We start from the raw sequence: 24546 nt of genomic DNA, 5'->3' as shown, positions 1-24546 counted from the left end.
ATCCCCATGAGACTGCCATGGCAAAGAACGGATATGTCCGAAGCGCTTCTGATCCAGGGAGCGACTGCGATTGCGAGGGACTGGGAGTATTCGGACGAACGTAAAGTTGAAGGTCTTCGCCGGCAGGGCTTTTCTGAAGGAGAGGCCCTGCGATTGGTCGCATTGCTGCCGCTTGCCTTCAGTCGCGCGGTTTTGGAGAAGTTAGGCGTCAGACATTTTGTTCATCAAATCAATGTGATAAGATCGGACGGTTCAATCCTGATAGCAGATTTGAAACGGCAGCCCGAATATATTGGCGGTTTGAAATTGGCTCGGCGCCACTGCGCACATGGCCGAATGGATCATGAGATATTCAAGCTCATTGTAAGCAGCAGCGCGGATATTGATGCGGTCAGCAAAGCGCTTAATGCCGGCGCTGACATTAAGGGGGCAACGATAGCCTCATCATTGCTCGGAACTGACATCGCCTCGCACCTCCTCAAGTGAGGATGTCAGCTCCCCCTGCAACGCAGATCGACAGCACGCCTCCGATAGCGGCCTTCACCGGATGGCTACGCGAAACCCCTAGCCGGGCCCCTACGCGCTGACGGCATCTATAGCCATCGCAATGCAAACGGGCGAAGGAGGACTCGGGACCGGCGCAGCGAACACCGGTCCCCTTCTGCCGTCATCAAGTCACGACATCCGTAGAATGATCTTGCCGAAGCTGGCGCCGGTTTCCATCCGGCGATGGGCTTCGGGAGCCTGCTCGAGAGAGAAGCTGCTGTCGATCACAGGGCGGATTGAACCATCGGCGAAATGCCCCAGCCATGCCTCGCCAAAGCGTTGGACCATGGCATGTTTCACCGCCTGATCGCGCGACTTCATCACTGTGCCGATGATGCGCAGATGCCGGTAGAGCAGGAGATCAAGCGGCAGTTTTGCATCCGCTACGCCGCCCATGATGCCCACCTGCACCAAGCGTCCACCATAATTCATCGAGCGGATATTGCGCTCCAGATTGGGCGCGCCGATGAAATCGACGATCACATCCACCCCGCGCCCTTGCGTGGCTTCGGCCACGATCTGGACAAAATCCTGGGTCTTGTAATCCACGCCGACATCGCCGCCGATAGCTTTCACCTTGTCGATCCGGTCGCCCGGCGCAGTGAAAATCACCTGACCCCCGCGCGCCTTGGCCAATTGCACGGCAGCCGAGCCAACCCCGCCCGAAGCCGCATGGATGAGCGCCCACTCGCCAGGTTGCAACTGCGCCAGATGCATCAGCGCCTCATGGGCGGTAACGAAGACCTCCATGATGCCTGCCGCCTCGACCAGATCCAGATTGTTGGGCACGGGCAGCGCCATGCGGTAATCGATGCGCGCCAGTTGCGCATAAGCGCCGCCGCCCGTGATGCCCATGACCCGGTCACCCACCTTGTAGCCGGGCACATCGCGGCCCACGGCCACAACCTCACCGGCCATTTCAAGGCCAATCAGGGGCGAGTCCCCGAAATCGGCCCAGCCATAAAAGCCGGTGCGAAAGCTGAGGTCGGCTCGGTTGATCCCCGCGGCTGCCACTTTGACCAGCAGATCGGTGGGGCGCAGCGCAGGATCGGGCACCTCGCGGATCTGCAGTACATCGGCATCGCCGAAAGCGTCGAACTGGATGGCTTTCACTGGACCTCTCCCTGCTGGGCGCCAAGCGTGGCGGCGGCGATGGCCGAGGCCGTGATGGCAGCCGGAAAACCGGCGTAGAACGACAAGTGCGTGATGAGCGCCCCCAGTTCCTCTTTGGTCACGCCATTTTCAACAGCGCGCTTGAGGTGGGCGGGAAGCTCATGCTCGGCGTGAAGCGTGATGAGTGCGGCAACGGTGGCAAGACTGCGATCCCGCGTCGAAAGCGTGGGATCATTCCACACCTGGGAATACAGCGGCTGTTCGACGAATTGCGTCAACAAAGGGGTGAAGGCGCGGGCAGCCTCGCGCGGGCTGGTGAAATCGATGGCGGACATGGGGTATCTCCTGGAAAATCGTGTCAGATCTGGCTGATGAATTTGGTCACGAGGTAATTGTCGATGCCTTCCTCGCCGCCTTCCGAGCCGTAGCCGCTTTCCTTGAAACCGCCGAAGGGCAGTTCGGAAACGATCATGCTGAAGTGGTTGATGCCGATCATCCCGGCTTCCAGTTCGTCCCCGGCGCGGATTGCGGTCCTGGCGTCCTGCGTGAAGACATAGCCGCCCAGAGCATAAGGGAGGCGATTGGCCTCCTTCATGCCATTTTCAAAGGTGTCGAACGGACGGATGATGGCGATTGGGCCGAAGGGCTCTTCCTGCATCACGCGGGCATCCAGTGGCACATCGGTCAGAACGGTGGGCTCGAAGAAGAAGCCGGGGCCGGGGATGGGCTTGCCGCCGGTCAGGATGCGAGCGCCGCGCGCCACGGCATCGTCGATCAGCGACTGGGTTTTCTCGACCTGCCTCGGATTGGAGAGCGGGCCGACCTGCGTGGCCGGGTCATGCCCACTGCCGACCTTGAGCGCCTGCGTTGCCGCCACGAATTTCTCAGTGAAAGTGTCAAGGCTTTCGCTCTGGACCAGAAAGCGCGTGGAAGAGATGCAGATTTGCCCTGTGCCGCGGAAGCGGTTGGCCGCGCCCAGCCGTGCCGCCGCATCCAGATCGGCATCGTTGAAGACCAGCACCGGCCCGTGCCCGCCCAGTTCCAGCGTGATGGGCTTCACCCCCTGCGCTGCTTGGGCTGCCAGCAAGCGGCCAACGGGCACCGAACCGGTAAAGGTCACCTTGCGGATGATGGGGGAGGCGATCAGATGCGCGCTGATATCGGCCGGCACGCCAAAGAGGATCTGCACCACGCCCTTGGGCAAGCCTGCATCTTCCAATGCTCGGCCGATGGCGAGAGCCGTGGCGGGGCATTCCTCGCCCGGCTTGATGATGACCGAGCACCCCGCCGCCAGAGCCGCGGCCAGCTTGCGTGCCGGGGTGATGGCCGGGAAATTCCAGGGGGTGAAGGCGGCGACCGGGCCGATCGGCTGGCGCTTCACGATCTGCTGCACTTCGGGCCGGCGCGAGGGGACCACGCGGCCATAGGCGCGCTTGCCCTGTTCGGCGAACCACTCGAAATAGTCGGCGGCGCTGGCCACTTCATATTTGGCCTCGCTCAGTGCCTTGCCCTGTTCGGTGGTCATCAGCCATTCGATGTGGGTCGCGCGCTGGCGGATCAGTTCGGCGGCGCGCTTGAGCACCTTGGCGCGGTCATAGGCGGGGGTGCCGCTCCACAGTTTAAAGGCGCGCTGCGTGGCGGCCAGCGCCCGTTCTACATCGTCATGCGTGGCATGGGGCACGCGGCCCACCACGCAGCCATTGGCCGGATTGATCACGGCCGAGGTGTCGCGGTTGCCCGCCTCCACCCATTCGCCGTCGATAAACAGATACAGGTCATCGAACCGGTCCGTGACCGGATTTGCCAGAGCATGCATGGATTGTCTCCTTGGGGGGCGGGGCCTTGGCCCCGCGGTACCGTCCTGCGGTGTGCCTCTGCATCTATGCCCCGCGCGCTTTTTCGATAATCCATTGCCTGCTCGAAACGCCTGTGCGAAAATCGCAAAGGTGAAAGATCCTCGCTTTGCCGAACACCTCTCCGTCTTTGTCGATGTCGTGCGGGCGGGCAGCTTCTCGGCTGCCGCGCGACGACGCAACGTCACGCCATCTGCCATTGTACGACAGATCGATGCGCTGGAAGCCGGACTAGGTACGGCTGTCTTCGTTCGATCAACCCGCGCGCTGGCTTTGACCGATGCAGGGCGCGTGGTGTTCGAGCGCGGTCAACCGATCCTGGATGAACTGGTCGATCTGCGGGCGGAAGTGCTGGGCCTCGACGATGCGGTGACCGGCATTCTCCGGCTTGCCTGCTTCCCCACGTTTGGCAAACGCTATGTCATCCCCGTCGCCCACGCGCTGATGGAGCGGCATCCCGATTTCAGCATCGAGTTGGACCTGACCGAGCGACTGGCCGATCCGGTGATGGAGCGCCTGGATGCGGTGATCCGCATCGGCCATCTGGCTGACAGTACGCTGATTTCTAGCAAGATCGCGTCTGACCGCCGCCTGTTGGTGGCTCATCCAGCCTATCTGGCACGGCACGGCGTGCCAGCCCATGAGGAGCTTTGCGAACACCGCCTGATCGATAAGCTGCACGGTCCCGATCTGCTGGGCTGGCGGCATGTTCTGGGGCGCACCACGGCAGAGTTGCCTAGCTCACGCACTGTTTTCCGTTGCGATGATTTCGAGGCGCTGCGTCAGGCGGCGTTCCGGGGGATTGGCATCGCCCTGTTGCCCGAATGGGTGATTGGGCCGGATGTGCGCGCTGGGTTGCTGCAAAAGCTGCCTCAAGATGTGAAGCCACCGGAAGGCGATGCCGGCATTTATGTGCTGCGCGCCTTGCCCAAGGCCAGCACCAGACTGGCTACCTTCATGACGGCGCTGCGCGCCCACATCGGTTCGCCGCCGGTCTGGGCCCATGACCATCAGCCGACCGAGGCGCAACTAGCGGCAGTACCTTCGTTGGCGCCCGCGCCCGCCCTGCTTGAATTGCCAACCACCGCATGATCATCTGCTCAGCGGGATGGCATGCAGATCATTGGTGACGAAATGGAGCAGAGTTTCCGTCACTTTTAAACCCGGTAGGCAAATGACCGGCTCCGACGCAGGGAACACGGCTGGAAGCGACTGGTCTTGGGGCGGAACTACCCGTTCGCTCTAAAACGGCTAATCATATCGCGAAATGTAAGGCCTGCATCCACCATTGTGTAAACCCGCATCGGGCGGGTGCCGTCCTGATTGTGATAGGAGCCGTCAGCCTGCAATATCGGCGTCGGTTTAAGAATATAGTGGCTGGAGGATGGATCCGGCTGAAGCGGCGACATGAGGGCGGTGAGCGTAACTAGCGGGCTGTCACCGAGGACATAAACATCACTCATCGGCATGGCAGGAAAACCGGGAATTTTGGTAAGATTAACTTCCATCTCGTCCAATTGCTGGCTAAGAAAACGGCCAATCTTGCAGCTTTTAGATAAATCTGACAGTTCGGCGGTTGACATCAGAAACTGCCGATAGGCATCGCGCGGGACCTGCCAAATATCGATATCGGATTCATTAAAGATCACCTGCGCGGCAATGGGGTCGACCGAAAAATTGAACTCAGCCTCGTATGGGCCAGGTGGTGGATTGGAAAGACCTGGGTGTTCGTTGCCGCCGATCCACGCCAATTTGATCCTTTTGCCGATTTTGGGTTCGGTCAACCAAGCAATCGCCAGTTCAGTCAGGCTGGCTCCCGCGGCGTAGAACAATGGCTCGCTCGCGTCTTCGCGCATCGCCTCGCGAATGATTGCGGCGGTGGCGGGGGTCGGTTTCCATTCAGTTCGTGCCGAAATCGGCAATTCTGCGCCGCCAATCAGGCGGGGCGAGGGGCCCTGATGGACGATGTCGAGCACTTGCTGCACTTTCTTCACGCCATTCCCGGCCGAAGATGGCCCGCCGAATTTGACCGGAAGATGCGAACTTACAATCAGCGGAATATGCACTGATGGGCTAAGGAGATGATGTGCCAATTGAAACAGGCCATCGGGATCGCCAGCAAAATCATTGTCGATGATCACACGCGCTGACACGCGCCTGGCCACGCTCGCCAATGTCGCTGCCGGTTTGACGACGAAAAGCCCCATGGCAGTCGTGGCCAGAAAACAGCGGCGATCGATCATGGCAATTCTCTCCATTTTTTGGTGCCGGGATGCTGAAAATCATTACGGCTGCTCAAAAGCATGCGCCTAAGCGATATTCATGCCTGAATACAATCAGGCATGTAGGATTTTATCGGCGTGAATTTAATTCTGCTTGGGAAGGGCCGATCTTAAGCAGTGAACCAACGAAATAAGGACAGATTCCGCCGGGCGTTTCACCGTATTTTTGCCGGTTTCTCTGAGCAACATCTTGCTGGTCTGTGTGCTCACTGCTCGCTGCAAAAGTCGATGAAAGCGCGCACTGCCGCTGGGAGCTGGCGGCGGCTGGGATAATAGAGGTGAAAGCCGTTGTACGGTGGACACCAATCTTCCAGCACACGCATGAGGCGCCCTGCGGCGACCAGATCGGCCACTTGCCCCTCGAAGGCATAAGCCAGGCCCACGCCGTCCAGCGCAGCCTCGATCATCAGCGACTGGTCGTTCATTGAAAGCGGCCCGTCGACCTCGACTGCCAGGTCAATGCCGTTCCGCTCAAATTCCCACGCATAATAGCGACCGCTCTCGAAGCGCAACCGGATGCAGGGCAGCGTCTTGAGATCCTGTGGATGCAGGGGCACCCGATGACGAGCCAAAAAGTCCGGCGAGGCGACCACGGCCGATCTTTGGCGCGGTCCGATCGGCACCGCGATCATGCCCTGCGCGATGGTTTCGCCAAAGCGGACCCCGGCATCGAAACCGCCTGACACCAGATCGATCAATCCGTTGCTGATCACGATGTCGACCCGGACCTGGGGATAGGCCGCAACGAAACGACTGACTATCGGGCGCAGCACCATCTCGGCTGAAGAGCGCGCGGCATTGATTCTGAGCGTGCCGGTGGGCGTGCCCCGAAAATTGTTGAGATCGTCCAGCGCGTCATCAATGTCCCGAAACGCCGGGGCGACGCGGGCGTATAGCTGTGCGCCAGCCTCGGTCAGAGTAACGCTGCGCGTGGTGCGGTTGAACAATCGTAGGTCCAGCCGTTCCTCCAGTGCCCGCAAGGCATGGCTAAGGGCCGAAGGTGTGCAGCCGGTCTCATCGGCGGCACGGCGAAAGCTGCCATGGCGCGCAATAGCGAGGAAGCTCGCGAGGTTGCTGGGGCAAATGGTATTCATTGCTGAACGATGCTCATGATCAAGAGGAAAATCCAGTCGATTATCTCACCTGTTGGCAGGCGCTAGAGCCGAGTCAAAGCAACAAGCGCGGATTGGAGTCTTCTCATGCGCACATGGTTCATCACGGGCGTCAGCAGCGGTTTCGGCAAAGCCATCGCGGTAGCTGCTCTGGCCGCAGGCGACACGGTAGCGGGCAGCTTGCGCCGGATCGAAGACTGCGCGGCTTTCGAGGCGCTGGCACCGGGGCAAGCGCTTGGCATCCTGCTGGACGTCACGCAGGATGACGCGATCCAGCCCGCCGTTCAGCGTATCCAGCGGGAGATCGGTCCGATCGATATTCTCGTCAACAATGCGGGGTATGGCCATGAGGGGCTGGTCGAGGAATCGAGCCTCGATGATCTACGGCGCCAGTTCGACGTCAATGTTTTCGGCGCGGTGGCCGTGATCAAGGCTGTGTTGCCGCAAATGCGTGAACGGCGGCGCGGGCACATACTGAACATAACCTCGATGGGCGGCATGATGACCCTGCCGGGGCTGGCATACTATCATGGCAGCAAATTTGCGCTGGAGGGTATTTCGGAAAGTCTGGGCAAAGAGGTGAAACATCTGGGCATCCATGTCACCGCGGTGGAGCCGGGGTCGTTTCGTACAGACTGGGCGGGTCGTTCAATGGTGCGCTCGCCGCGCTCTATTGCCGATTACGACCAGCTGATGGACCCCATCCGCCAGCGGCGCGAAGCTCTCAGTGGCCATCAGGCTGGCGATCCGGCCCTTTTGGCGGCGGCCATCATCAGGCTTGTTGCCGCACAGGATCCGCCTGCGCATCTGCTGCTCGGCTCGGATGCGTTGCGCCTTGTGTCGGAAAAACTGGCCGATCTGCAGGCGGAGTTTTCCGCTTGGCGGTCGGTGACGGAATCGACCGATTTCCCAGTGCCAAGCGTCAGTTGACCACGGGAAAAGCTTTGGCTGTAGGCTCTGTGAAAGATGGATTTACGCTGGTCGTGCTGCCGATCAGGACAGTCAGGTGCAGATTATCGACGCTGGGCACCGCTGACGGCGCGTGCGCGACAAGGGGCAGCGGCACCAGCAACGCTCCAGTGGCGGCCAGAAGAGTGCGGCGGCTCATGTACATGGCATTCTCCTCCAGCGCAAAAATTCAGCGCCGGGTCTGCTCCTGATCGGCTGAAAGCTGCCGGGCGCACAAGCCCTGCGGCTGCCAGGTCTGCGTCAGGGTAGTGGCAGGTTGGGCGGCATCGTGCAGAATCAGAGCGAAGCCCTGCCGGGGCAGTTTGCCGATCGCCATCAGTAGCATCGGCGGCCCGGCCTTGATCAGTAGACTGTTGCCGGGGCCTCGGCCGATCTGGACGCCATCGGGGGTTTCGAGGCAAGTGTCGCCAGCTACGGCATAAAACGCTTCGGGTCCGGAGTGGACGTGCAGCGGCGCCGTGGCGCCGGGCTTGAATACTGACCTGAGATAGTCGGCGGAGTAGGTTGCGGCGGCGGCAAGGGGTAGGGGGCCGATCTCGGCCATGTGCTTACCGCCTTTCGGACGCCATCCGGCATGCTGTAGCGTGAAAAGCCAGACCGATCCGAATGCTTTGGTCACTGTGCTGGTCGCGCTGGCGGCGTGCTCAGCATCGGCCAGCGACGGGAAAATGTCCAAATGCCAAAACAGGGGGCCGGGCGGCAGAGCCGGCAAAGGCGTATGAACCAGCAGGCATGCAGGCCCTGGGGTCTCGATGGTATCGCATGGCCGCGTCGTCGCCTGCGCCCAAGCCGGCGTCGTCAGGCTGATCGCGGCCATAAAAGCGGCGCACACAAGCGTCCTGCGCATCACGCCCTCCGTCGTAGCGGTCGGAGCGGCACTTATGCCCATTTCCAGCAACGGCATCAATCGACATGAGCATGGTTGGCCAACCAGATCCGTGGACGCCGCCAGCCGGTACCGGCAAATGCCGCCCATTTCAGGCAATTGCGCGCCACGCGTTTAGTTGTCCGGTCATGCCGAAACCCGCCTTGTCTTGTGCGCGAGTATTCAATCAGTCTCAATTCCTGATTTCCGTCGATATTCGGGCTGGCCTGCGACTTGGGCAGCGAATGCGTTCATTGCATTGCTCAATGTGTCGCTGCGCGACGACCTTGTTTGAACTTCTGCGCATATGATAGGTTCGCAAAATGAACATCTTGGCTATCGGCAATGCGCTTCATGACCAGCGTTAGGGAACTGGCAGGCGACCAGCCACGCCTCATCGGCGGCGGCGAGGCCGGCGATCTCATCCGAAGCAAGGATTGGGGGGCAACGCCGCTGGGGTCGATCGCTGCGTGGCCGGTCGAGCTGGTTGCGAACTGCCAGACCGTGTTGTCTTCGGCGGTCCCCATGGTCGTGCTTTGGGGTACTCAGGGCATTCTGCTCTACAATGACGGTTACGCAGCGATCTGTGGCCCTCGCCATCCGGCTGCCATGGGCGGCAAGCTGTTGGAGGTCTGGCCAGAGGCGCGAGAGTTCAACGCCCGGGTGATCGAAGCTGGCTTGAGAGGAGAGGCGCTTAGCTTTCACAGGCAGGAATTGGAGCTGTGGAGGAATGGGCAGCCGGAAAGGGTCTGGATGGACCTTGAGTATCTGCCGATCCGTGACAGCGAAGGCTGCCCAATCGGGTCACTGGCGATGGTATTCGACATTACCGAGCGTGTGCTCGCTGAGCGGCGGCTCGCGCAGAGCGAGGAACTCTATCGCTTCCTCGACAGGCTCGGCCAGACTGTTGCGGGATTGCAGGATGCCGACGACGTGCTTTCGGTCACCATGAAGATGGTCGCCGCGCATCTCAAAGCGTCGAACTGTGCCTATGCCGACATGGATGCGGATGAGGACGGCTTCACCATCAGAGGCGATTGGCACGCTCCCGGCTCGCCCTCGATCGTGGGACATTACAGCCTGGCTGATTTCGGGCGCCTTGCAGTGCAGCAGCTGACAGCCGGCCGGCCGCTCATCATCAACGATAATCTTACGGAAATCGCCCCGTCGGAAGCCAAGACATTTCAGGATATCGGCATCGCCGCAACTGTCTGCATGCCGCTTGTGAAGAACGGTCAACTCACGGCGCTGATGGCCATCCACGACAAAATGCCGCGTCGCTGGAGCGACTATGATCTGACGGTTATCCGCGAAGTCACCGACCGATCATGGGCCCACGTCGAGCGGGTGGGGGCCGAAGCCAATCTCCGTGCCCGTGAAGAGCAGCTCAGGTTGGCGATCGAAGCGGCCGAAATCGGTCTATGGGATGTCGACGAGGTCGCTGGTACGTTGTTTTGGCCGCCGCGCGTGAAGGCTATGTTCGGCATCTCCCCGGACGTCCCGGTTTCTCTGGCAGACTTCTATGCCGGCCTGCACCCCGACGATTTCGAAGCGACTGCCGCGGCTTTTGCGGCGGCGGCAGACCCCGAGCGGCGGGCCGTCTATGAGGTCGAATATCGCACGATCGGCAAAGAAGACGGCGTTGAACGCTGGGTTGCGGCAAAGGGGCGCGGCGTATTCGAGGACGGGCGTTGCCTGCGGCTCATCGGCACGGCGATCGACATCACCCACCGAAAGCACGTCGAGGCTCAACTGCGCGACTTGAATGAAACGTTGGAACAGAGAGTGGCGGCGGCGCTCGCGGAGCGAAAGCTGCTCGCCGACGTTGTGGATGGCACAGATATCTTTGTGCAGGTTGTCGATCGCAATTACAATTGGCTCGCTATAAACACGGCTGCCGCAGCTGAATTCGCCCGCATTTTCGGGGTACGGCAGCCCCAGGCCGGCGATAACATGCTGGCCGTGTTGCAAGGGCACGCAGAACATCAAGCAGCCGTACGGGAGGTATGGTCCCGCGCACTCGGGGGCGAGGAATTTATCGAGACAGACGCTTTCGGCGACCTGTCCATCGATCGCCGTTCTTATGAGATGCGTTTCCGCAGCCTTCGCGACTCTGACGGGCATGTGATCGGCGCCTACCAGTTTGTCTCGGACGTGACCGAACGGCTGCGTGAACAGCAACGATTGCAGAGAGCGGAGGCGGCGCTTGCCCAGGCGCAGAAAATGGAGGCTGTCGGACAGCTCACCGGCGGGATCGCGCACGACTTCAACAACCTGCTTCAGGGCGTAACGGGTTGTCTCGATCTCATTCGCCGCAAGTCGGGCGATCCGGACCGGGTGCAGCGATGGGCTGATGCGGGACTGAAAGCGGCAGAGCGCGGGTCCAGGCTCACGGGCCAGCTCCTGGCATTCAGCAGGGCACAGAAGATCGAACTGAAGCCCGTGCCGCTTTCCGATCTGATCACGAATTTCCGTGAGATGATCGATCGAACCATTGGCGCCCATATCACAGTGCGCCTCGACCTCGGCGCGGATGGCGTTCGGGTCTTGGGTGACGATGTCCAAATCGAAATGGCGGTGTTGAACCTTGCGCTCAACGCGCGGGACGCAATGCCCGAGGGTGGCGAACTGACAATCAGCACGCGATCGATCCGCATGGAGCGCGACCGAGAGCTGGACGACGGTGACTATATCGAACTTGCAGTGCGTGACACCGGCACGGGTATGCCGCCTGAGATCGTTACGCGCGCCTTCGACCCTTTTTTCACGACCAAAGGCATAGGCAAGGGAACAGGGCTGGGGCTCAGCCAAGTCTACGGCGCGATGCGTCAAGGCGGCGGAACTGTTCGTATCGAAAGCGCGCCGGGCAAGGGCACGACGGTTCGGCTGTTCTTCCGGCAAACGGATAATTCCGAGAAGGTGGAAAGTTCGACAACCCGCTCGGTAATCACAGCGGGCGTTTCGGCTCAAGTCCTTGTCATCGACGATGATGCCGACGTGCGACATTTCGTTGCCGAATGTCTGGAGACTCTCGGCTTTGCCGTCACTTTGGCGGAAGATGGCGCCGCGGGTCTGGCAGAACTGCAGCGATCCGAGCCAGACGTCATCATTTTGGATTTTGCGATGCCTGGTCTGAATGGTGCCGAAGTTGCCAAGCGGGTGAAAGACATCCGGCCGGCGTTGCCCATTATCTTTGCGACTGGCTATGCCGAAAGCACCGCGCTAGCACAGGTTTTCGATGGACCCGCGCCACTGCTCAAAAAACCTTTCCAGATTGACGAACTTGAGCGCGTGCTGATCGCAACTCTTCAGCACCGCGCTCAGGCGAATCTCGCGCAATCTAGGTCACGACCTAGCTAGAGCAAGGGCGTTTGCTCGATGAGATTTGGCTAATCACTGGCAATGATCCCGGATACCGTTGCCCCCCGGAGGTTGAGCGCGCTCTGAAAGCGCATGCCGCGCTTGGTCACAAACCCTGGACGACAACCTTTCCCTTGGCCCGCCCGGTTTCGACATAGGCAAGGGCGTCCGCAGTCTGCGCAAAAGGAAAGACCTTGTCGACGACCGCGCGGATCGCACCGGCATCAATCAGCTTCGCGATCTCCGCCAGTTGGCCCCCATCCGCGCGCATGAACAGGAAGCTATAGTCGACGCCCAGGCGCTTCGCCTTTTTCACGGTGCCCCGGCTCAGCATCCGCACCACGAGGCGCAGGACGGGGTTCATCCCCAGCGATCGGGCAAAGCCGATGTCCGGCGGGCCGGAGATGGAGATCAGCTTCCCGCCCGGCTTCAGCACGTTCAACGACTTTGCCAGCGCCTTGGCATCCTGGCTGTGGAGCACAAGGTCGTACCCGGACAGCAGCTGTTCGAAATCCTGCGTCCTGTAATCGATCACCACATCCGCGCCGAGGCTTCGGACCAGTTCGGCATTCGCGGCGCTGGTGGTGGTGGCGACGGTCGCGCCGAGATGCTTGGCCAGCTGGATGGCAAAGGTGCCGACGCCGCCCGAACCGGCCTGGATGAACACCTTCTGCCCGGGCTTCACTTTGCCCAGTTCGACCAGCGCCTGCCAGGCGGTGAGACCGACGAGCGGGATCGACGCGGCCTCTTCCATCGACAGGCTCGTCGGTTTCAGTGCGAGGTCCGCCGCGTTCACCGCGATCCTCTCCGCAAACGTGCCGGCGCGGCCATCGCGCGGGCGCGCATAGACTTCGTCGCCTGCCTTGAACTGGCGCACATTGGCGCCGGTGCGGATCACGGTTCCGGCCAGATCGTGCCCCGGGATGAACGGCGGGCGATAGGGCAGGAAGAGCTTGAACTCGCCGTCACGGATCTTGGAATCGAGAAGGTTGATCGCGGCGGCGTCGATGCGGACGAGAACATCGTCGGCACCGATCTCGGGATCGGGCATGTCGCGCAGGCGCAGCGGGCCCTTCTTCTTGTACTTGTCGACGACAAAGGCTTTCACGTGCGGTCTCCAGCGTGAGATGGTGTCGGGTCAATCGGCGAGGAAAGCTGCGGCTTTCGAGACGAACTCGTCGTGATACTGGAAGATGCCGCCATGGCCGGCGTCAGGGTAGATCACCAGTTCGGCATTCGGAATGCGCCGGGCCAAGTCCAGGCTGTTCGCGGTGGGCACCATGATGTCGTTGTCTCCATTGGCGACAAGCACCGGTATCGCGATCCGCGCGAGATCTTGCGGAGACTGGCGTCCCCAGGCCTTGATCGCGGCAAGCTGGCGCAGGAAGGCACGCGGCGTTGGTCCTTTGTCACGATCCGCCTTGCGCTCGTTCAAGCGCGCGAGAAAGTCCCTGGCCGCGCGGCGGCCTCTGGTGGTGCCCGTGAAGAACAGATAGGTCTTCGGGTCGCGTGCGGTCAGCATGCCTTTGAGGATCAGCGGCCAGGAGATGGCGCCGACTCTATCGATGCCGGTGCCGCCCGCAGGGCCGGTGCCGGTGAGGATCAGCTTGCGCACTAGGCCCGGCGCCCTGAGCACGAGATCCTGGGCGACGAAGCCCCCCAGCGAGAAGCCCAGCAGATCGACCTTGGTGAAGCCCAGCGCGCTGATCACGGCCTGCACGTCGCGCGTCATCTCCCCTATGGTCACCGGGGCCGATCCGCCGGAAAGACCGATCCCGCGATAGTCGAGCGCGATCACGTGGCGTCCGGTGGCGAGTCCGTCGACGATGCGTGGATCGAAATTATCCAGCACCGCGCCCCAGTGGTTGAGCAGGACCAGCGGCGTCCCGCCGCGTGGCCCGAGTTCGCGATAGGCGAAGCGGATCTTGCCCATGGTCACGAAGCGGTTGGGGGCGTCGCGATAGCGGCGTGGCGATGCGGTCGGATGGGTTGCGTTGGTCATGATGGGCCTGCGTTGCCCGCGCACGGGTCGATGAAGGGGAAGGGGCGTTCAGGCGATGTTGAACTGCTTGCGCAGCGTGCGATCGAACAGCGCGCGGGGCAGAAAGCGCCGGGCGAAGGCCGTCTGTCGCGCCGCCTTGCCAGAAGGGTAACGCAGCTGCGGTTTGCCGGCCTGTGCTGCGGCGACAATGGTTTCCGCCACATCCTCCGCCGTATCGCCGGTCGCCATCGCCGCCGCGAACGCGGCCTGGTAGCGCGCGAACGCGTCGTTATAGTCCGCGACGGGTCGATCGCCGCGCGGCGAATTGGCTTCGATGGATGTCTTGGTCGCCCAGGGCTCGATCACGGCGACGCGAATGCCGAACGGGCGCACTTCGTGGTCGAGCGATTCCGAATAGCCTTCAATGGCGTGCTTGCTCGCCGTGTAATGGGCGCCGAAGGGACCGGGGATCAGCCCCACGACCGAGCCGATATTCAGGATCCGCCCGCCGCCCTGGCCGCGCAGGATCGGCAGCACCGCGTTCGTTACCCGGACGACGCCCAGATAGTTGGTGTCGAACAAGGCGCGGACCTGCTCGATCGAGCTTTCCTCCGCAGCGCCGGAAATCGCATAGCCGGCGTTGTTGACCAGTAGGTCGATGCGGCCGAGCTCGGCGTGCGCGGATGCCACTGCTGCGGCAACCGAGGCGTCCGATGTCACGTCGCAGGCGATCATCCGGATGCCATCGCGGATTTCGCCGGGTGCCGCCTTGCGGCTGGTGCCGATCACCCGGTAGCCCGCGCGGGCGAGCGCCATAGCGGCCGCCTTGCCGATGCCGCTCGAGGCGCCGGTCACGAATGCTGTCTTCGATGCGTTGAATGTGGAGGTCGCCATGGCGTTGTTCTCGATCTGGCGTGCGGCATTGGCCGCGCGGCGGTTGATGGTGGGGTGGGTATCGAGGACCGTGCCGCAGCACGGCCCCGTTGGCTCAGTTGCCGGACGCGTCGGTAAAGCGGGGGTAATCCGTGTAGCCTGCGGCGCCTCCGCCATAGAGCGTGGCTGGATCGATCTCGGCCAGGGGCGCGCCGCGCTGCAGCCGTTCGACGAGGTCCGGATTGGAGATGAACGGGCGCCCGAAGGCGATCAGGTCGGCCTTGCCTTCCGCCAGATGCGCGGTCGCGAGACCCAGATCATAGCCGTTGTTGGCGATATAGGCCTTTGAGAAGCGGCGGCGCAGCGAGCCGTAATCGAAGGGCGCGACGTCGCGCGGGCCACCGGTCGCGCCTTCGACGACGTGGATGTAGGCGATACCCAGAGTGTCGAGCTGATCGACGATATAGTCATATTGTGCCTGCGGATCGCTGCAGGCGATACCGTTGGCGGGCGAGACCGGGGAAATCCGGATGCCGGTGCGTTCCGCTCCGATCTCCTGCGCCACCGCGGCCGTGACTTCCAGCATCAGCCGCGCGCGGTTTTCCACCGAGCCGCCATAGGCGTCGGTTCGGACATTGGCCCCGTCTTTGGCGAACTGCTCGAGCAGATAGCCATTGGCACCGTGCACCTCGACCCCGTCGAAACCCGCCTCGATCGCGTTGGCGGCCGCCTGGCGGAAGTCGTCGACGATGCCAGCCAGCTCCTCGATCCTTAGCGCGCGGGGCTCGGAGACATCGACAAAGGCGTTGTTGACGAAGGTCTTGGTCTCGGCCCGGATGGCCGAAGGCGCGACCGGCTGGCCGCCGTCAGGCTGGAGGTCGAGATGGCTGATCCGGCCGACATGCCAGAGCTGGAGGACGATGCGGCCACCCTTTTCGTGCACCGCCGCGGTCACCTTGCGCCAACCTTCGATCTGGTCGCTGGTGTAGATGCCGGGCGCGTCCTGGTAGCCTTGCCCTTGCTGCGAAACCTGGGTCGCTTCCGAGATGATCAGTCCGGCTGACGCCCGCTGGGCGTAATATTCGGCGGTCAGGTCACCCGGCACCAGGCCGGCCCCGGCGCGGTTGCGGGTAAGCGGCGCCATCACGATCCGGTTGGAAAGTGGAATGGCGCCGAGGGCGTAGGGTTCGAAAAGCGTGTTGCTGGTCATGATGCACCTGAAGGATGGCCGCTGTCGCGGCATGGGCTTGGGGAGGGCTTGGTGCTCAGGCGCGCGTGCGATAGCGCTCGGCCGGCAGGGCGTTGCCGACGTTGCCGATCATGGCCTTGCGCGCGCCGTCGAACGCATCCCACTGGCCGGCATCGTGCAGCGGCGGGATCGTCACCGGTTCGCGGCGGTCGAAGCCGAGCAGGGCCGCGTCCACCAGATCGCCCACTTCCATGACGTTGCTCATGGCATCGACGTCGGCACCGGCATGACCCCAGATCTCGGTGCGGGTCGAGGCCGGAAGCACCGCCTGGACGTAGACGCCCTTCGGCCCGAGCTCCTGCGCAAGGCCCTGCGACAGGAACTGCACGAAGGCCTTGGTTGCACCATATACCGTCATGCCGAATTCCGGTGCCACGCCAACGACCGAGCCGATATTGATGATCGCACCTTCGCCGGCCTCGGCAAGACGCGGGGCAATCGCCTTGGAAAGGCGCAGCAGCGCAGTTGCGTTGAGCGCGACGAGCCTGGTCATGTCTTCGACGCTCTGGTCGACGAAGCTTCCGCCGATCGCCGTTCCGGCATTGTTGACCAGGATGCCGATGCGCGCATCCTCCCGCAGCCTGGCCTCGACCTTGGCGAGATCTGTCGCCTGGGTAAGATCGGCCGGGAGGATGTCGATCGTCACCCCGGTTTCCTGCCGCAGGCGCGCCGCAAGCGCTTCCATCCGCGTCGCATCGCGCGCGACAAGCACCAAGGCATGGCCACGGCGGGCGAACCGCTCGGCATAGGTGGCGCCAATGCCGGTGGAAGCGCCGGTGATCAGAACTGCAGGAATGTCGCTCATCGGATTGCTCTTTCTGTATCGGGCTCTATATTCATGACAGCGATCATGATTGGCTAAATATGATAGCCATCATCTAAATGTCAACGGCGGTCGCGGAGAAATTTGGATATGAAGGTCAGCAGAGAGCAGATGGCGGAAAACCGTCGCCGAATTCTGAAAGTCGCCAGCGCCTTGTTCAGGGAAAAGGGCATCGAGGCGGTGAGTGTCGCGGAGGTGATGAAGGCGGCAGGCCTCACCCATGGCGGCTTTTACGGGCATTTCCGCTCGAAGGACGATCTGGTGGCGCAGGCGCTTGCGAACGCGCTTGCAGCGGACAGTTTCGAGAACGGAAGCTTCAGCGATTTTGTCCGGGCCTATCTGGCCCCGCGACACCGGGATAATCCCGGAGGCGGTTGCCCGACCGCCGGCCTCGCCGCTGCCATGCGCCACCAGACGCCTGCAGCCAAAGCCACCATGACGGAAGGGCTGCGAACGCAGATCGCGCGCATCGAACATGCGCTTCCGGCGTTGCCCGCAGCGGACAAGCGTACCGCTGCAATCGGAAGCTGGGCGGCGATGGTTGGGGCGGTCATCCTGGCGCGGGCGGTCGATGACCCACAATTGTCGGACGAGGTGCTCGAGCGAACGCGCGCATGGATCGACGCTGCCGTCAGGTAGGCCGCAGCGTCGCCGACAGGAGAACCGGCCCTGCGCGGGTCCGCTGGCTTTTACATTCTCGGGCCGCCGCTGGGGCAACTTTGGCGCCTCTCTAGCCACTCCTCGTCTGTACGGGGCACCGCGACGTTGAGGCGCGTCTGCTTATGGAAAGATCCGCAATTCCACACGCCGTGTTGGATCGACGGCTTCGTCCCGCGATGCCACCTTCGCTTCCGGCAGCGCCCGACCACCTTCGGGTATTCACCTAGTTGAGCCAAATGTCCGGTTCTGACTGAAGTTACCGAAGGAGACAGGTCGGACCCGCCGATCGGCGAGGCTGCCTAGAAGCCACGCAGGCGCCTTGAGTAAGGAACGTGACATGGATCAGGACGTTGACTGGCACTGTCTTCAGGGACCCAAGTGACAGGAACGACCATGGGCGACCTCACAAACAAGATCAGCGCCGCCGGCAACAAGGTGGTGGGCAACTGCAAGGAGACGATTGGCAAAGCGACTGACAACGAGAAGCTGGTCGTCGAAGGCGAGGCGTAACGGCTCAAGGGTATGGCGCAGGATGTGAAAGGCACCGTCAAGGGCCCGCTCGGCGACAATATCTCAGCCTGTTGCTAGGGGCGGCCCGTGCGGACTGCCACGGAAGCATTCCCTTTTCGAGCTACCCACCAGGGCGCGGCTATCGCGGCCTTGCGCGCAACCAATAGAAGCGAATGTCCTGCTGATGACCGAGAAATTTGACGGTACGTCCATCGAGGAGGAGTCCGAACGGGCCGAATCCCTCCTGAGTTTTGACTTGGAAGAGTTGGCCGGCAGCGCGGCGCTGACGCGCATCACCGATTTCGCAGCCGCCTTGTGCGCTACACCGATCGCCCTTGTGAGCATCGTCGAACGCGAGCGACAATGGTTTCCAGCACGAACCGGGCTCGACGTTGCAGAGACTCCGCGTGAGACATCCTTCTGCGCGCACGCCATGCGCGGCACCGATCTCATGGTCGTGCCTGATGCAACGCAAGATCTGCGGTTTGCAGACAATCCGCTGGTGGCCGGCGCGCCCTACATTCGATTTTATGCGGGTACGCCGCTCATCTCGGACGACGGTGTACAGCTCGGCGCGCTTTGCGTCATCGATCGAGAACCGCGTTCCGGACTAACCAAGGTGCAGCGCGAAGGATTGTTCGTCCTGGCCTCGAATATCATGTCATTGCTGACCGCACGCCGTGCGTCTCTCCGGACCGACCGGGAGTTGGACGAACGGGAAGCCAAATTCCGGATCCTGGCGGATGCGATGCCGCAGATGGTCTGGTCGGCGCGTCCAGACGGGTTCCACGACTACTACAACGCGCGCTGGTATGAATTCACGGGCATGCCGGCCGGCTCCACCGATGGCGAAGGCTGGAATGGCATGTTCCATCCGGAGGACCAACCCCACGCTTGGTCGGTCTGGCGCCGATCGCTGGCAACGGGCGAACCGTACGAAATCGAGTATCGACTGAGACGTGCGGACGGCGAGTATCGGTGGACTTTGGGCCGAGCTCTCCCCATCCGTGATCGAAACGGCGTGATCACACGATGGTTTGGAACATGCACGGATATCCACGATCAAAAGATGATACAGGCGCAAAGAGAGATCGTGGCGCACGAGCTCAGTCATCGTATCAAGAATATCTTCGCCGTGATCAGCGGCCTGATCAGCTTCTCGACACGGCAACATCCCCAGATGAAACCCGTCGCAGATGATTTGCGCGAACGGATCCTGGCACTCGGGCGCGCGCATGATTTTGTTCGACCGCATAGCGATGCATCCAAGCCGAGCGCCGTGCAGGACAGCCTGTCCGGGATGCTCGGTGAACTGATGGATGCATATGCCGGGCGCATCGCCATCTTGGGAGATGATACGACCATCGACGATCGCTCTGCCACGCCCTTGGCCCTGCTGTTTCACGAGCTGGCCACCAATGCAGCGAAATATGGATCGCTTTCGTCCGCCGATGGCAGGGTCCAGATCACGATCGAGGTGGGCGATGGTCGCGTAGAAATCGAATGGCTCGAGCGCGGGGGGCCGCCGGTCGCCGCGCCCTCGCACGACGGTTTCGGCACCAAATTGATCGAGCTCAGCGCGATCAAGCAGTTGGGCGGTCACATAGAGCGGAACTGGTCCGTCGAAGGCTTGCGTCTGCGCCTCGTCGTTCCCACCGCGGCACTACATCGCTAGCGGACGTCGTCTGCTAAATGATGATGACATCCTGATGGATCACGTTCGCTGATTCCGGATCCGCTGCGATAGCCGCTGCCGCGAGGACCGCTTCTTCCGAAAATGGTTTACGGATATAGCCGACAGCAGTCCGGGCAGGTTGTTCGATCTGATTTGGGTTGGCGGTCACGTAGACGATCCTCATACTGAACCTGTCCGCCAGCTCCAGCGCCAGCCCAGGGCCGGTCGGCCCATCTCTCAGATTCAGATCAACGAACGCTACTTTGGCTGTCGCTCCGGCAGCCAGCGCTTCCGTCTGATCGGCTGCAATGGCAACGACGGTGTACCCGGCATCCTGAAGAATCCGCTCTATTTCCAAGGCAATGAAGATTTCGTCCTCGACGATAAGCACGGATTTCATACTGGGAACCTCATGCATTCACAATGCTGCAGCGCCGCACCCGTTCCCTTTTCAATTGGCCCCTGCCAATGCCTTCATTTGCTGCTCAAGCCGGCTTGCAGATCGGCATTGGTCAAGGCCGGAACGTCGGTGACGCGTATGCCTTGACGCACGTCTGGCGTCATCTGCCGCGGCCATTTCCCTGTCGATCGATGCGGTTAATGCCGAACCGCTCCTGGAGATCAAGGACCGCCAGCTGTTGGTGGATGGCAAACCCTATCTGGCGCTCGGCGGAGAGCTGCACAATTCCAGCGCGTCCGGCCCTGAATACATGGGGCCGATCTGGGACAAGTTGCGGGCTATGCAGGAGTTTCCTCGCCCAGCTACGCAAATCGGGACTGCGTGGTTCCGCAACATCTTGTAACGACGCTGTAACCTGTGACTGTCGGCCCTATTACGGTACATAACTGGCCGCTGCACGGCGCACCCCTAAGCAACACGTGATACAGATTATTGGGGGGGTTGGAATGAAATGCACGGCGCGGATGCTGGCATTGGCCGGGTGGTCGATGACGGCAATATTGGTTGTGGCGGAAGCGCGCGCGGCTGAGGAAGACGATCCTCAAAACAACGACATTCTTGTGGTCGGCAGGCCGCTGGCCGCTCTCACGGCACCGGCTCCCACCGGCAGCCGCCTTGGTCTGACCCCGCTGGAAACCCCCGCCACCATCTCGATCATCGACGGCAACGAACTGCGCGCTCGAGGCGATCTGACAATCGTCGATGCGGTTACCCGTGCGCCTGGGATCACTTCCTCGGCAAACCCCGGCAATGGCGGGACCGCGCTGGTTGCGCGAGGCTTCAGTGGACAAGGTTCGGTCCTGCAACTCTACGACGGCGTTCGGCTCTTTCCGGTTGCCGGCACGATCACCTTTCCGGCAGATCCGTTCAACGTGGAAAGGGTCGAAGTGCTCAACGGTCCGTCGTCTGTGCTCTACGGGCAAGGCGCGCTCGGCGGCGCGGTCAATGTGATCACCAAGAAGCCGAATACCGCCAGGACCGAGGTCAACGGCGAAGCCAGCTATGGTGCGCAGAACAGCTGGCATGTTGCGGCTGGCTCGGGAGGGCCAATCGGTGACAGGCTGTCCTACCGCATCGATGGCAGTTACCGGCAATCTGACGGCTATGTCGATCGCGGGGACTCCAGCAGCTATGCCCTTTCGGCAGCGCTGCGTTTTGCGCCGTCCGACTCTTTCTCGCTCACGCTGCGTGACGATTATGCGAACCAGCGGCCAACCGAGTATTTCGGCACGCCGCTGATCGACGGCAAGCTCGACAGGAGCATCCGTCGCCGCAACTACAACGTCGCCGACGCCGAGCTGCATTACCGCGATAACCGTGTGATCCTGACCGCAGAGTGGGCGCCTTCCGCAGCCATCAGCATTTCCAACACAGCGTATTGGCTGACCAGCAAGCGCTTGTTCAAGAATCTCGAGAGCTATTGCTGGATCGGTGCCAGCGGCGATTGTCCCAATGGCTATAATGGCACCTCCGGCACCCCGGGCACGATCTACCGCACCGACAATCTCGGCATCTTTCACGACCAATCGCAGATCGGTAACCAGGGCAGCGTCAAGTGGAACGGCTCTTTCGGAGCTATCCGCAACGACCTCGTGGTCGGGTTCGACGTCAACAGGATCAACCTGACCTATTCGAACGATTTTGGTTCGGACCTTCAGGAGGATTTTGTCGACCCGCGGACATTCGATCCGGGGTTGTTCTTCGATACACAGGGTATCGCCCCGCGGTACCGCACGCGCACCACCGAATACAGCTTCTTCGCCGAGGACCGGTTGCGCCTCAGCGACCAGCTTTCGATCGTTGCCGGTATCCGCGACGAGCACGACCGGGTCTATCGCCAGAACATCGACCCTGCCGGCGCAATCAGCGCGCGGCTGTTCACCAAGACGCTGCGCAACACGACCTGGCGGGCCGGCGCGGTTTACCAGCCGACCGCGACAGTGTCGCTCTATGGGCAGTATTCGACCGGCACCGATCCGCTCGGCACACTCACCACGTATTCGGGTTCGCAGACCCGGTTCAGCAATGCGACCGGCAATCAGGTCGAAATCGGCGTCAAGGCCAGCTTCCTCGATGGGCGGGGGACGGCCTCGATCGCTGCCTATCGCATCGCCAAGAAGGGCCTGTTGTCGCAGCGGACGGCGACCAGCCCGATCGAACAGGTGGGCCAGCGCTCGTCGAAGGGTATCGAAGCTTCTGTCTCGCTCGATTTGCCGCTGGGCTTCGGCATCGATGCGAACGGCACCATACTCGACGCGCGTTTTGACGATTTCATCAGCGGCACGAGCATCTACACCGGCAAGACGCCGCCCGGCGTCCCGGAACAATCGGCCAATGTATGGCTGCGTTGGGATGCGGCCAAACAGGTGCAGGTACGCGCCGGTCTTCGCTATGTCGGCCGCACCTATTCCGACAACGCCAACAGCTTCCGGGTGCCCGCCTATGCGGTTGTAGACGGCGGGCTGAGCTATGCCGTGACTAGCAAAGTCGCTGTTGACCTTAGGTTCTATAATCTCTTCGACAAGGATTATGCGACGACCACCTACAATGACGAACAATGGATCCTCGGCCGTCCGCGCTCGCTCGATCTCACGGTTCGCGTCCGCCTCTGACATGTCTGGCGGCAGGCTCGGTCACCATCTCAAGCGTTGGCTTTTTCTGGTTCACCGCTGGATCGGCATCGTCACTTGTATGCTCTTCACGATATGGCTCGTTTCTGGCCTGGTGATGATCTACGTTCCGTTCCCGTCGCTCGGCAAGGCCGAGCGGCTGGCCGGTCTCGCGCCGATCGATTGGGCAGCAGTGCGTGTGCCGCCCGAAGAAGCGCGACGGGTTGCAGGTGGCAGGCCGGTGCGCAACCTGACTCTGGAAATGCGCGATCGCGCGCCAGTATGGCAGATCGAGCCGTGGGATGCCGCCCCGGTGGCGATCTCTGCCGTCTCGGGCAATGTTCTGGGTCAAACCGACGGAGCGTCTGCGCGCCGAATTGCCGGTGATTTCGGGCATGCTCCAGTTCGCCTGATCACAGCTCTCGAACGCGATCAGTGGACCGTTGCGGGCAGCTTCGACCGCCACCGACCGCTCTGGAAGGCCGAACTCGCGGGCGAGGGCGGCAGGGTGCTGTACGTCTCGTCGCGGACCGGTGAGGTGGTGCTCGACACCAACGGGACGGAGCGTTTCTGGAACTGGATCGGATCCGTTCCGCACTGGATCTATCCAACGGTGCTGCGGCAGTACAATCTGGTCTGGCGGCAAGTCGTCATGTGGGTGTCGGGCCCCTGCATCATCGGTGCGATCACCGGACTTTGGATCGGGATACTGCGGTTGCGCACGGGACGCAGCCGCTACAGCGCAGGGCGCTTCACACCCTATCGCGGTTGGATGAAATGGCATCATGTTTCAGGGCTCGTTGGCGGGGTCTTCCTGACAACCTGGATTTTCAGCGGGTGGCTGTCGGTCGACCCAGGCCGGCTTTTCGCGAGCCCAGGCCTCAGTCTCGCTTCCCAGATCAGCTATGCGGGAGCCGACAAACCGTTGACACTTTCCGCTGATGCGCTGGGACGGTCTGCGACGGGGGCGAAGCTGGTGCGCATCCGCTGGAGCCTTGGCAGGCCGCAGGTACTGGTCGAGCGCGGCCCGCAACAGGCAAGCTTCCTCAGTGGCAAGACGCTCACGCCATGGCAAACTGATCGCGCCACCATCGAGCAGCGCGCTGCGCAGCTTGTCCCTGCGGGCCATATCATCGCTGTTGACCGCCTTGTAGCACCCGATGCCTATTGGTACGAAACGGACGGACTGCCGCTGCTCCCCGTTCTGCGCATCCGCTTTGACGATCCGGCGCGAAGCTGGGTCTATATCGATCCGGCGAGTGGTGCGATCGTCGGCGATACCGACACCCGGCGCCGCCTCTATCGCTGGGCTTTCGACCTCCTGCACAAATGGGATCTGAACGGCTTGACCCAAGCGCGGCCTGCCTGGGACGCAGTGCTGTGGCTGACATCGCTCGCAGGGCTGGTAATCGCAGTGAGTGGCGTCGTGATCGGCTGGCGGCGCTTGAATCGCTAGGCGGCGTGGACAAATTGCACAGCGCAACCGTTGCGTTGTGGAATTTGTCCACGCCGCCTAGACTTTTAGCGACAGCTCCGTAGGCATGCCTCGATCGCGATGGGCCCTGGCCGATGCTGGAGCAGCAGCGTGCAGGTCGGGGTCGGCAGC

Annotated in this window: 21 protein-coding genes and 1 pseudogene; 9 read left to right on the top strand and 13 right to left on the bottom strand. The window is 61.9% G+C overall.

Annotated features, from left to right (window positions below; all coding sequences use genetic code 11):
- The first annotated feature begins 33 nt into the window (after positions 1-33).
- Entirely contained in the window at positions 34-486 is a 453-nt protein-coding gene (locus tag FHT19_RS11005) for a hypothetical protein (RefSeq protein ID WP_168557280.1), read from the top strand.
- A 189-nt stretch (positions 487-675) separates the two neighbouring features.
- On the opposite strand, the gene FHT19_RS11000 is transcribed toward FHT19_RS11005, so the two are convergent.
- The 3 genes from FHT19_RS11000 to FHT19_RS10990 are packed head-to-tail and all read right to left on the bottom strand — an operon-like array spanning position 676 to position 3475.
- A complete protein-coding gene (locus tag FHT19_RS11000; RefSeq protein ID WP_169475156.1) occupies positions 676-1659 on the bottom strand; it encodes an NAD(P)H-quinone oxidoreductase in 984 nt (327 codons plus the stop codon).
- The gene (locus FHT19_RS10995) at positions 1656-1994 is read right to left on the bottom strand and encodes a carboxymuconolactone decarboxylase family protein (RefSeq protein WP_168557278.1); all 339 of its coding nucleotides are present in this window, start codon (positions 1992-1994) and stop codon (positions 1656-1658) included. The genes FHT19_RS11000 and FHT19_RS10995 overlap by 4 nt, the downstream gene beginning before the upstream one ends.
- 23 nt (positions 1995-2017) lie before the next feature.
- A complete protein-coding gene (locus FHT19_RS10990) occupies positions 2018-3475 on the bottom strand; it encodes an NAD-dependent succinate-semialdehyde dehydrogenase (RefSeq protein WP_168557277.1) in 1458 nt (485 codons plus the stop codon).
- A gap of 94 nt (positions 3476-3569) precedes the next feature.
- Here FHT19_RS10990 and FHT19_RS10985 point away from each other — a divergent pair, with 94 nt between their 5' ends.
- Positions 3570-4604: a LysR family transcriptional regulator gene (locus tag FHT19_RS10985; RefSeq protein WP_211184898.1), complete on the top strand. Its 1035-nt coding sequence runs from the start codon at positions 3570-3572 to the stop codon at positions 4602-4604.
- A 137-nt stretch (positions 4605-4741) separates the two neighbouring features.
- On the opposite strand, the gene FHT19_RS10980 is transcribed toward FHT19_RS10985, so the two are convergent.
- Positions 4742-5755, bottom strand: coding sequence for a nucleoside hydrolase (locus FHT19_RS10980; RefSeq protein ID WP_169475155.1), 1014 nt, complete (start codon positions 5753-5755; stop codon positions 4742-4744).
- Positions 5756-6000: 245 nt separating this feature from the next.
- The gene (locus FHT19_RS10975) at positions 6001-6888 is read right to left on the bottom strand and encodes a LysR family transcriptional regulator (protein ID WP_168557274.1); all 888 of its coding nucleotides are present in this window, start codon (positions 6886-6888) and stop codon (positions 6001-6003) included.
- Between the two features lie 105 nt (positions 6889-6993).
- On the opposite strand from FHT19_RS10975, the gene FHT19_RS10970 reads away from it, so the two are divergent.
- Entirely contained in the window at positions 6994-7836 is an 843-nt protein-coding gene (locus FHT19_RS10970) for an oxidoreductase (RefSeq protein WP_168557273.1), read from the top strand.
- On the opposite strand, the gene FHT19_RS10965 is transcribed toward FHT19_RS10970, so the two are convergent.
- Both FHT19_RS10965 and FHT19_RS10960 read right to left on the bottom strand, forming a co-directional pair.
- On the bottom strand, positions 7829-8020 hold the full coding sequence (locus FHT19_RS10965; RefSeq protein ID WP_169475154.1) for a hypothetical protein: 192 nt from the start codon (positions 8018-8020) through the stop codon (positions 7829-7831). The two genes, FHT19_RS10970 and FHT19_RS10965, sit on opposite strands and share 8 nt — an antisense overlap.
- A 24-nt stretch (positions 8021-8044) precedes the next feature.
- Positions 8045-8722 carry a hypothetical protein gene (locus FHT19_RS10960; protein WP_169475153.1) on the bottom strand — a complete coding sequence of 226 codons (678 nt, stop codon included), beginning with the start codon at positions 8720-8722 and terminating at the stop codon, positions 8045-8047.
- Positions 8723-9085: 363 nt separating this feature from the next.
- On the opposite strand from FHT19_RS10960, the gene FHT19_RS10955 reads away from it, so the two are divergent.
- Entirely contained in the window at positions 9086-12100 is a 3015-nt protein-coding gene (locus tag FHT19_RS10955) for a PAS domain S-box protein (protein WP_169475152.1), read from the top strand.
- A gap of 106 nt (positions 12101-12206) precedes the next feature.
- Here the strand turns inward: FHT19_RS10955 and FHT19_RS10950 are convergent, their stop codons facing one another.
- The 5 genes from FHT19_RS10950 to FHT19_RS10930 all read right to left on the bottom strand — a co-directional run bounded on the left by FHT19_RS10950 (position 12207) and on the right by FHT19_RS10930 (position 17008).
- Positions 12207-13208 carry an NADP-dependent oxidoreductase gene (locus FHT19_RS10950; protein ID WP_169475151.1) on the bottom strand — a complete coding sequence of 334 codons (1002 nt, stop codon included), beginning with the start codon at positions 13206-13208 and terminating at the stop codon, positions 12207-12209.
- Positions 13209-13238: 30 nt separating this feature from the next.
- Entirely contained in the window at positions 13239-14102 is an 864-nt protein-coding gene (locus FHT19_RS10945; RefSeq protein WP_169475150.1) for an alpha/beta hydrolase, read from the bottom strand.
- A 48-nt stretch (positions 14103-14150) separates the two neighbouring features.
- Entirely contained in the window at positions 14151-14975 is an 825-nt protein-coding gene (locus tag FHT19_RS10940) for an oxidoreductase (protein WP_169475149.1), read from the bottom strand.
- 94 nt (positions 14976-15069) lie between these two features.
- The gene (locus FHT19_RS10935; RefSeq protein ID WP_169475148.1) at positions 15070-16164 is read right to left on the bottom strand and encodes an alkene reductase; all 1095 of its coding nucleotides are present in this window, start codon (positions 16162-16164) and stop codon (positions 15070-15072) included.
- 55 nt (positions 16165-16219) lie between these two features.
- Positions 16220-17008: an SDR family oxidoreductase gene (locus FHT19_RS10930; RefSeq protein WP_169475147.1), complete on the bottom strand. Its 789-nt coding sequence runs from the start codon at positions 17006-17008 to the stop codon at positions 16220-16222.
- A gap of 108 nt (positions 17009-17116) precedes the next feature.
- Between FHT19_RS10930 and FHT19_RS10925 the strand changes: the two genes are divergently transcribed.
- From FHT19_RS10925 to FHT19_RS10915, 3 genes and pseudogenes are all read left to right on the top strand, one after another.
- Positions 17117-17665 (top strand): TetR/AcrR family transcriptional regulator, encoded by a 549-nt coding sequence (locus tag FHT19_RS10925; RefSeq protein WP_169475146.1) that lies wholly within the window; start codon positions 17117-17119, stop codon positions 17663-17665.
- Between the two features lie 414 nt (positions 17666-18079).
- A pseudogene (locus FHT19_RS10920) lies at positions 18080-18274 on the top strand (CsbD family protein).
- Positions 18275-18380: 106 nt separating this feature from the next.
- Positions 18381-19871 carry a PAS domain-containing protein gene (locus tag FHT19_RS10915; protein ID WP_169475145.1) on the top strand — a complete coding sequence of 497 codons (1491 nt, stop codon included), beginning with the start codon at positions 18381-18383 and terminating at the stop codon, positions 19869-19871.
- A 13-nt stretch (positions 19872-19884) separates the two neighbouring features.
- Here FHT19_RS10915 and FHT19_RS10910 read toward each other — a convergent pair whose 3' ends face one another.
- Entirely contained in the window at positions 19885-20289 is a 405-nt protein-coding gene (locus tag FHT19_RS10910) for a response regulator (RefSeq protein WP_248290409.1), read from the bottom strand.
- A 506-nt stretch (positions 20290-20795) separates the two neighbouring features.
- On the opposite strand from FHT19_RS10910, the gene FHT19_RS10905 reads away from it, so the two are divergent.
- Complete coding sequence (locus FHT19_RS10905) at positions 20796-22943, top strand: TonB-dependent receptor (RefSeq protein WP_169475144.1); 2148 nt, start codon at positions 20796-20798, stop codon at positions 22941-22943.
- A gap of 1 nt (position 22944) precedes the next feature.
- Entirely contained in the window at positions 22945-24396 is a 1452-nt protein-coding gene (locus tag FHT19_RS10900) for a PepSY domain-containing protein (protein WP_169475143.1), read from the top strand.
- Positions 24397-24546: the final 150 nt, after the last annotated feature.

It is taken from the genome of Novosphingobium sp. SG919, assembly GCF_012932495.1.
Classification (GTDB): Bacteria; Pseudomonadota; Alphaproteobacteria; order Sphingomonadales; family Sphingomonadaceae; genus Novosphingobium; species Novosphingobium rhizosphaerae.
Note: the sequence above shows the minus strand (reverse complement) of the source record. Positions and strands in the feature narration are given on the sequence as shown.

Bases quoted from the DNA above. Each gene is read 5' to 3' on its own strand.
- FHT19_RS11005 (WP_168557280.1), top strand. From the start codon at position 34: ATGTCCGAAGCGCTTCTGATCCAGGGAGCGACTGCGATTGCGAGGGAC.
- FHT19_RS10995 (WP_168557278.1), bottom strand. From the start codon at position 1,994: ATGTCCGCCATCGATTTCACCAGCCCGCGCGAGGCTGCCCGCGCCTTC.
- FHT19_RS10990 (WP_168557277.1), bottom strand. From the start codon at position 3,475: ATGCATGCTCTGGCAAATCCGGTCACGGACCGGTTCGATGACCTGTAT.
- FHT19_RS10980 (WP_169475155.1), bottom strand. From the start codon at position 5,755: ATGATCGATCGCCGCTGTTTTCTGGCCACGACTGCCATGGGGCTTTTC.
- FHT19_RS10975 (WP_168557274.1), bottom strand. From the start codon at position 6,888: ATGAATACCATTTGCCCCAGCAACCTCGCGAGCTTCCTCGCTATTGCG.
- FHT19_RS10970 (WP_168557273.1), top strand. From the start codon at position 6,994: ATGCGCACATGGTTCATCACGGGCGTCAGCAGCGGTTTCGGCAAAGCC.
- FHT19_RS10965 (WP_169475154.1), bottom strand. From the start codon at position 8,020: ATGTACATGAGCCGCCGCACTCTTCTGGCCGCCACTGGAGCGTTGCTG.
- FHT19_RS10960 (WP_169475153.1), bottom strand. From the start codon at position 8,722: ATGCGCAGGACGCTTGTGTGCGCCGCTTTTATGGCCGCGATCAGCCTG.
- FHT19_RS10955 (WP_169475152.1), top strand. From the start codon at position 9,086: ATGCGCTTCATGACCAGCGTTAGGGAACTGGCAGGCGACCAGCCACGC.
- FHT19_RS10945 (WP_169475150.1), bottom strand. From the start codon at position 14,102: ATGACCAACGCAACCCATCCGACCGCATCGCCACGCCGCTATCGCGAC.
- FHT19_RS10940 (WP_169475149.1), bottom strand. From the start codon at position 14,975: ATGGCGACCTCCACATTCAACGCATCGAAGACAGCATTCGTGACCGGC.
- FHT19_RS10935 (WP_169475148.1), bottom strand. From the start codon at position 16,164: ATGACCAGCAACACGCTTTTCGAACCCTACGCCCTCGGCGCCATTCCA.
- FHT19_RS10930 (WP_169475147.1), bottom strand. From the start codon at position 17,008: ATGAGCGACATTCCTGCAGTTCTGATCACCGGCGCTTCCACCGGCATT.
- FHT19_RS10925 (WP_169475146.1), top strand. From the start codon at position 17,117: ATGAAGGTCAGCAGAGAGCAGATGGCGGAAAACCGTCGCCGAATTCTG.
- FHT19_RS10915 (WP_169475145.1), top strand. From the start codon at position 18,381: ATGACCGAGAAATTTGACGGTACGTCCATCGAGGAGGAGTCCGAACGG.
- FHT19_RS10910 (WP_248290409.1), bottom strand. From the start codon at position 20,289: ATGCATGAGGTTCCCAGTATGAAATCCGTGCTTATCGTCGAGGACGAA.
- FHT19_RS10905 (WP_169475144.1), top strand. From the start codon at position 20,796: ATGCTGGCATTGGCCGGGTGGTCGATGACGGCAATATTGGTTGTGGCG.
- FHT19_RS10900 (WP_169475143.1), top strand. From the start codon at position 22,945: ATGTCTGGCGGCAGGCTCGGTCACCATCTCAAGCGTTGGCTTTTTCTG.